Genomic DNA, 6,610 nt, shown 5'->3' with positions numbered 1-6,610 from the left:
CCTGTGGACCGCGGCACTCGCCGTCGCCCTTGCCCTTGGCCCCGTGGTGGGCGGCTTCGTCACCGAACGGTGGGACTGGAGCTGGGTGTTCCTGCTCAACGTCCCCTTCGGCGTCCTCGCCCTGCTCCTGGTGCCCGCCGTGCCCCGCGCCGTCGACCGCGTGCGGCACGGCCTGCTGCCGCTGCTCGATCTGCCGGGTGTCGCACTGTCCACGACCTCGCTCTTCCTCCTCACCTACGGCCTGGTCAGGGGCGGCGAGCACAGCTTCAGCACCCCGCCGGTGCCGCTGTGCCTGTGGCTTTCGGCCGCCACCGGGATCGCGTTCCTCGTCGTCGAGTCGCGCACCTTCCTGCCGCTGGTCGATCTGCGGCTGCTGCGCAACCGTTCGCTGAGCGGGGGCGCGGCGGCCCAGGTCCTGTGGGGCATCGGCGTCAACGGCGTGTTCTTCTTCACCGCGCTCTACCTCCAGCGCGTGCTCGGCTTCTCCCCCACCAAGGCGGGTCTTGCCTTTCTGCCGCTGGCCGGTGCGCTGCTCGTGACGACGCCGTTCGCCGAGCGTGCGGCCAAGGCGGTGGGGGCGCACTGGTCGATCGCCGGGGGGCTCGTGCTGGTCTCGGGCGGCCTCGTGTGGGTGTCGGGGACGGGGCTGAACGCGCAGTACTGGGATCTGCAGCCGGGGCTGCTCCTGATCGGCGCGGGCTCGGCCCTGACCACTCCGCTGACGGTACGTTCCGTCGCCGATGTCCCCGCGACGCGCACCGGCATGGCTTCGGGCCTGGTGAGCGCGGCCCGCGAGATCTCCGGGGTGTTCGGCGTGGTCCTGGTCGGCGTGGTGCTCACCCGCACGGAGCGCTCGGCCCTGCGGGACGGCGCCGATCCGCGCAGCGCGTTCCTCGACGGCTACGACACCGGACTCCAACTGGCCGCCGGCTGCGTGCTGCTTGGGGCGGTCGTCACCGCCGTCACCCTGCGGCGGCCCGCGCGGCACCGGCGGCCGGGGGCACCGTCCGGGGTCGGGCGCAGCCGCCGCCCGGTGGGTTCGTGACCCCGGGCTTCATCGCGTCGGCGCCTTCCGGCTCCACGGGGACACGGCCTTCAGGGGGACGCGGCCTTCAGGGGGATACGGCGCCGATGACGGTGACATAGCCGTCCGGGCCGAGTACGGCGACGTCGCCCGTACGCAGCCACCCGCCCGGCAGCAGCCGCCGCGCCGTCCGGTCCTGATCGCCCCAGTAGCCCGCGCACACCTGGGGCCCCCGCACCAGGAGTTCACCGGCATGCCCCGGCGGCAGCCCGGCCCCCGAAGCGCCCTCCTCGACGATGCGGACCTCGGTGCCGGGCAGGGGCAGACCCGACGTGCCGGGCCGGGCGTTGGCGCCGCGCGGATTGGCCAGGACGGCGCCCGCGGCTTCCGGGATGCCGTAGCCCTCGACGAGCACCGCGTCCACCGAGCCGCGGATCCGGTCGGCGGTCTCCGCGTCCAGCGTCCCGGTCAGCCAGGTGCGGACCGTGGCCAGGGCCTCCAGCTCATGGGCGGGGCGCTGGAGCAGGCGCCGGCAGTCGGCGGGCCCGGCCGCCAGGAGGGTCGCCTTGCGGCGGCGCGCCGTGCGCAGGAGCGCCTGCGGCCCGGGATCAGGCAGGAGAAGGGTGCGCGTGCCGGTGAGCAGGGGGGCGGTCAGGCCGAACAGCAGCCCGTGCGGCTGCCACAGCGGCGTGACGGCCAAGACCGTCTCCTGTCCGGTGCGCAACTGCGGTTGCCACAGCGTCAGCTGACGGGCCGCCGCGACGAGGTTCGTGTGGCTGAGCATCGCCGCGGGTCCGTCGGCGGTGACATACGCCAGGGCGGCGAGATCGCCCGGCTTCGGACCGCTGCCTCCGGGCTTGGTCCGGGCGGGTCTGCGCGTCCAGGCGCTCCCCGGCCACTCCCCGTCGACCGGGACCGTCACGACGTCCCGTACGTACGTGTCACCGCGCACCGCGTCGAGCCGCTCGCCCGCGGGGCTGCCCGCGACCACCAATACCGCACCTGAGTGAGCCAGTTGATGCCGCAGCGTCGCCGCTGACGCCTCCGGATCGATCGCCACCGCGACCGCCCCGAGCCGCAGCACCGCATGCCATGCCACCGCGAACCAGGGGCAGTTGGGCAGCACCAGCGCCACCCGGTCGCCGTGCCGGATGCCCCGCGTCCGCAACGTATCGGCGCATGCGCCCACCGCGCGGTGCAGCCCCCGGAAGCCGGTCCGGCCGCCGTGGCGCCGCGCCGCCGCGTCGAGCAGGGCGGGGATCGTGACGTCGGGGACCTCCAGGAGGTGCGGCACCCCGGCGGCGTAGAAGCGCAGCCAGGGTCGTGGATCCGGGGCCGTCACCGGTGACTGGGTCATGACCTGATCGTGGCGCAGGAGACCGGGTCGCCACTTGTGCCGCGCGCACAGTTCGCGCCCGGCGGGCTGTGGCTCCACTGACTATCGACGCCCGGTTACCGCTCCGTAACTTCTCGGCGTGCACCGCAATCCCCCCGACACGAAGGAGCACCCACCGTGCGCAGGCCACGAGCGAAACGCAAGAAGAGGCTGCTCGCGCTGACCGCGGCCGTCGCCCTGGCGGGCGCGGGGCTGGGCGTGCCGACCCTGACGGCGGGCGCCGCCGCGGCCCCGGACGCCTCGGCGGCGTGCGACGCACCGGACGAGCGGATCTACCAGGTGCCGGACTCCGTGCCGGGCACGCCCGGCAGCGTCATCGCCTGCCGGACGACTCGGCTCCCGCAGGTGCCGGGCAACATCCCGATGCACGCGTGGAAGGTCCAGTACAGCTCGAAGGACAACGCGGGCAAGCCGGTCGCGGTCTCCGGCACCGTCGCCGTGCCGGACGCGCAGTGGAAGGGGCGGGGCAGCCGTCCCGTCGTGGCCTTCAACCCCGGCACGCTGGGGCTCGGTTCGCAGTGCGCGTTCTCCAAGCAGCTGGCGGGCGCGTTCCAGGACGAGTACGAGGGCGAGAACATCGCGTCGCTCCTCAAGGCGGGCTACGCCGTCGCAGCGACGGACGGCGCGGGCTACCTGGACGGCCAGACCCATCCCTACGTCTCCGGTGCCGACGCCGGGCACGCGCTCCTGGACATCGCGCGCACCGCGTCCGCGATCCCCGGCAGCGGCCTCGACCCGAAGACGAAGGTCGGCCTGTGGGGCTACTCCGAAGGCGGCGCGGCCAGCCTCTGGGCCGCGCAGCTCGCGGCTTCGTACGCCCCTGAACTCGACGTCGTCGGCGACGCGTCCGGCGGTGTGCCGGGCGACCTGAAGGTAGTCGCCAAGTCACTCAACGGCGGCCCGTTCGCGGGCTTCCTGGTCGATGCCGTGCTCGGGCTCTCCTCCTCGCACCCGCAGATGCCGTTCGACGAGCTCATGAACGAGCAGGGCAAGGACACCATCAAGAAGGCCAGGTCGCACTGTCTGCTCGGGACGATTTCGACCCTCGCGGGCCAGAAGATCGAGGACAACACCAAGGACCGCCTGAGTCTTGAGCAGCTCTACGCGCTCAAGGGACCGGACGGCAAGACGTGGGGCCAGGTCGTCGACGAGCAGAAGCTCGGCGCGGGCATCGGCCGCGCGGGCTCCGGCGCCACGTACGAGATCGACTTCCCCGTCCTGCAGTACCGCGGCGCCCTGGAGGAGGTCATCCCGATCGAGACCGAGGACGCCACACGCAAGGCGTACTGCAAGGCGAACATCGCCACCCAGTGGAAGGTCTATCCCGGCGAGCACCTGACGACCGACCAACTGGCCAAGGACGACACGGTCAAGTGGCTCGGCGACCGGTTCGAAGGCAAGCCGGAGTTCGGCAACTGCCTGCTCCCGTGAGCAGGTCCTTCCGCGGCTTTCCCCCACAGTGAGCAAGTCCGTTCGCACGTGCTGCCTCTTGTCACACGGGTGACAAGAGGCAGCATCATGTCTGTCCGTCCTTGATGGGCCGCCACGCACCCGCGGCGGTATCTTCACCAAACCTTTGTCCCCCGCGCGCAGAGGGAGCACCCCCATGGTGAACGGTTCGACGCTGCCCGCCGGCATACCCCCGGCAGGCGCACCCGCACCCGCGGGCACCCCCGCAGAAGAGTCGTCCGCCGCGTTCAGAGCCTTCCCCTCCGGCCTCCACGATCACGTGAGACCGTTCCTCGACGAGATCACCGCCGAGGTGGTGCGGGCGATCCGCACGGAGATCGCAGAGTACGCGCGCCCCACCGACGACACCTACATGCATGTCGTGAACCGGGGCGTGGAGCAGGCCCTCGAGGGGTTCCTGGCCCGGATGGCCCACCCGGACACCGACTGGGAGTCGGTCAAGGCCACCTACCAGAACATCGGCAGGGGCGAGGCCAACGAAGGCCGTAGCCTCGACTCCTTCCAGTCGGCACTGCGCCTGGGGGCGCGCGTGACCTGGCGCCGGGTCAACGCCATGGTCGACGCCGACCTGTTGCCCCGGCATGTGCTCGCCGCCTTCGGCGAGGCGCTGTTCCTGCACCTGGACGAGATGGCCGCGGCGACGACCGCGGGCTACACCGAGGCCAGGCTGCACGCGGCGGGCGAACTCCAGCAGCGCAGGGCCCGCCTCATCGACCTGCTCACCGCCGATCCGCCCGCCTCGGCGGAGGCCATCGCCGATCTCGCGCAGGCCGCGCAGTGGCCCATCCCGCGCGAGGTGGCCGTCGTCGTCATCGACCACGCCCTGACCCCGGAGTCCATCAGCCCCATCGTGCCGCCGGAGTTCCTGGCGCGCTTCAGCGAGCAGCCCGGCTGCATCGTGGTGCCCGATCCGGAAGGGCCGGGGCGGGCCCGCACCATCGCCGCCGCGCTGCAAGGGCTGCGGGCGGTGGTCGGCCCCACCGTCGCGCTGCACGAGGGCGCGCGCTCGCGGCGCTGGGCACTGGACGCCCTGGAGCTGTCCCGGCGCGGCATCCTGCCCCGCGCGGGCCTGCTGCACTGCGCGGACCATCTGGCGACGCTGCTGCTCTTCCAGGACGAGGCACTGATCGACGCGCTCGCGCAGCGGCATCTGCTGCCCCTGGAGGAGGTGCGCTCACCGCAGCGCGAACGCCTCGCCGAGACCCTGCTGTGCTGGCTGCGGTGCGGCCACAACGCGAGCGAGGTCGCCACGCGCCTCGCGGTACACCCCCAGACGGTCCGCTACCGCCTGCGCCAGCTGGACGAGGTCTTCGGCGACCGGCTGCACGACCCGGTGGCCCAGTTCGAGATGCAACTGGCCCTGCACGCACTGAGCCTGCGCCCGGACACGGGCGAGGCAAGCGGGGGTGCGGTGAGCCGGGCGGGGTGAGGGGCGGGATGAGCACAGCGGGATGAGCACGGCGGGATGAGCCGAGGCGTCCCGGCAGGCCGAAGGCGCCCTGCCCGGGCCATCACCCGGACGCGCCGCGAGGGCGGCCGTGCGTGGCCGTTATCTGGCCGTAATGTCCCCTTCGCCCCCACCCCCCAGGCGAAGGAGACTTCCTACGTGCGCGCCCGCCCCCTGACCGCGAAGCGGACCACCCGGCCCCCCGGCCGGATCCTCCCCCGCCTCGTGGTCCTCTTCCTGCTTCCCCTGCTCACCACCCTCAGCGGCACCCTGCTCGCCCCGGCACACGCGCACGCCGACTCGCCGGCGCTGCACGCCCCGGCCGCCGCGGGCCTGCTGGCACCGCCGGTCGCGCCCGACGATCCGTGCACCAGCAAGGACCCCGCGGTCTGCCTGATCCGGCAGATGACTCCCGAGGAGCGGGAGCGGGCGCGCGAGGTGCGGCTGCGCTACCACCAACTCCTGGACACCATGGAGCGCGTGGCGGACCGTATGCACGAGGAGGGCCGCTCCGACGAGGAGATCGCCCGCGTCCTGGTCGCCATGCGCAACGAGGCCAAGGACATCACCCGCGCCGGGATGACCCCCGAGGCGGTAGAAGCCCTGGAGCAGCGGAACATGAAGAAGTACGGCAATCCGCTCGGCCCGACAGCGGACCAGCAGTTCATGAAGTACGGCAGCTGGGCCGAGGTCATCAAGGCGTCGACCCGCACCAGCGCCGCCGTCGACAAGGAACTCGGCATCCCGCCGCGCGACTGACCACCATGCTGCTGCAGGATTACGACCGCCACGGACGGACGTGGGCCCTTGACCCCGCGACGGGTCTCCTCTCCCCCGCGTCCGGCCGCTGCCACGGCTTCGCCCACGTGGCCGACGGGACGGCAGCCGCGCTGTACGCCGACCCGCTCGACGCGGCGCCCGTCCTCTGGCTCCAGTACGGGCAACGCCGCTGGGACTGCGCCACGGTGACGGTCCGCCGAATGGGCGGGCCTGACGGCAGCCGCCGCTTCGTCGTGCGGAACGCGCGGGGAACGGCCCTCGAACTCCGCTACCCCGCACCCGACCCCGGCCCCTTCGACCCGGCCTACGACTGGATCGACGCGGAGTCCGACGACTTCTTCCTCTGGGCCGCCGGCCGCCTGGCGGAGACGGACGGCACGTCGCGTACCACACTCCTGGCATACTTCCGGGCCGGTTTCCTCCCCGGGTGAGGGCGCAAGTAGCCTCGCCGGGCGATGAGTTGCCGACTCCCCCGGAGTCTTTGCTCATATAC

Annotated in this window: 6 protein-coding genes; 5 read left to right on the top strand and 1 reads right to left on the bottom strand. The window is 72.8% G+C overall.

Features of this window, described 5'->3' with window-relative positions:
- The coding region (locus ACQKIP_RS36120; protein ID WP_427745103.1) for an MFS transporter at positions 1–1,045 on the top strand (1,045 nt) is incomplete at its 5' end.
- A 67-nt stretch (positions 1,046–1,112) separates the two neighbouring features.
- On the opposite strand, the gene ACQKIP_RS36115 is transcribed toward ACQKIP_RS36120, so the two are convergent.
- Positions 1,113–2,381 carry an AMP-binding protein gene (locus ACQKIP_RS36115; RefSeq protein WP_365865314.1) on the bottom strand — a complete coding sequence of 423 codons (1,269 nt, stop codon included), beginning with the start codon at positions 2,379–2,381 and terminating at the stop codon, positions 1,113–1,115.
- Positions 2,382–2,537: 156 nt separating this feature from the next.
- Here ACQKIP_RS36115 and ACQKIP_RS36110 point away from each other — a divergent pair, with 156 nt between their 5' ends.
- From ACQKIP_RS36110 to ACQKIP_RS36095, 4 genes are all read left to right on the top strand, one after another.
- Entirely contained in the window at positions 2,538–3,851 is a 1,314-nt protein-coding gene (locus ACQKIP_RS36110) for a lipase family protein (protein ID WP_365865316.1), read from the top strand.
- A 175-nt stretch (positions 3,852–4,026) separates the two neighbouring features.
- On the top strand, positions 4,027–5,319 hold the full coding sequence (locus ACQKIP_RS36105; protein WP_365865318.1) for a helix-turn-helix domain-containing protein: 1,293 nt from the start codon (positions 4,027–4,029) through the stop codon (positions 5,317–5,319).
- A gap of 177 nt (positions 5,320–5,496) precedes the next feature.
- The gene (locus tag ACQKIP_RS36100; protein ID WP_365865320.1) at positions 5,497–6,096 is read left to right on the top strand and encodes a hypothetical protein; all 600 of its coding nucleotides are present in this window, start codon (positions 5,497–5,499) and stop codon (positions 6,094–6,096) included.
- 5 nt (positions 6,097–6,101) lie between these two features.
- Complete coding sequence (locus ACQKIP_RS36095; RefSeq protein ID WP_365865321.1) at positions 6,102–6,548, top strand: hypothetical protein; 447 nt, start codon at positions 6,102–6,104, stop codon at positions 6,546–6,548.
- Positions 6,549–6,610 lie beyond the last annotated feature (62 nt).

It is taken from the genome of Streptomyces sp. NPDC059900 (genome assembly GCF_050270335.1).
Lineage (GTDB): Bacteria > Actinomycetota > Actinomycetes > Streptomycetales > Streptomycetaceae > Streptomyces.
Note: the sequence above shows the minus strand (reverse complement) of the source record. Positions and strands in the feature narration are given on the sequence as shown.

What these genes read in the sequence shown, in the direction of transcription:
- ACQKIP_RS36115 (WP_365865314.1), bottom strand. Translation starts at nt 2,381, where the DNA reads ATGACCCAGTCACCGGTGACGGCCCCGGATCCACGACCCTGGCTGCGC.
- ACQKIP_RS36105 (WP_365865318.1), top strand. Translation starts at nt 4,027, where the DNA reads ATGGTGAACGGTTCGACGCTGCCCGCCGGCATACCCCCGGCAGGCGCA.
- ACQKIP_RS36095 (WP_365865321.1), top strand. Translation starts at nt 6,102, where the DNA reads ATGCTGCTGCAGGATTACGACCGCCACGGACGGACGTGGGCCCTTGAC.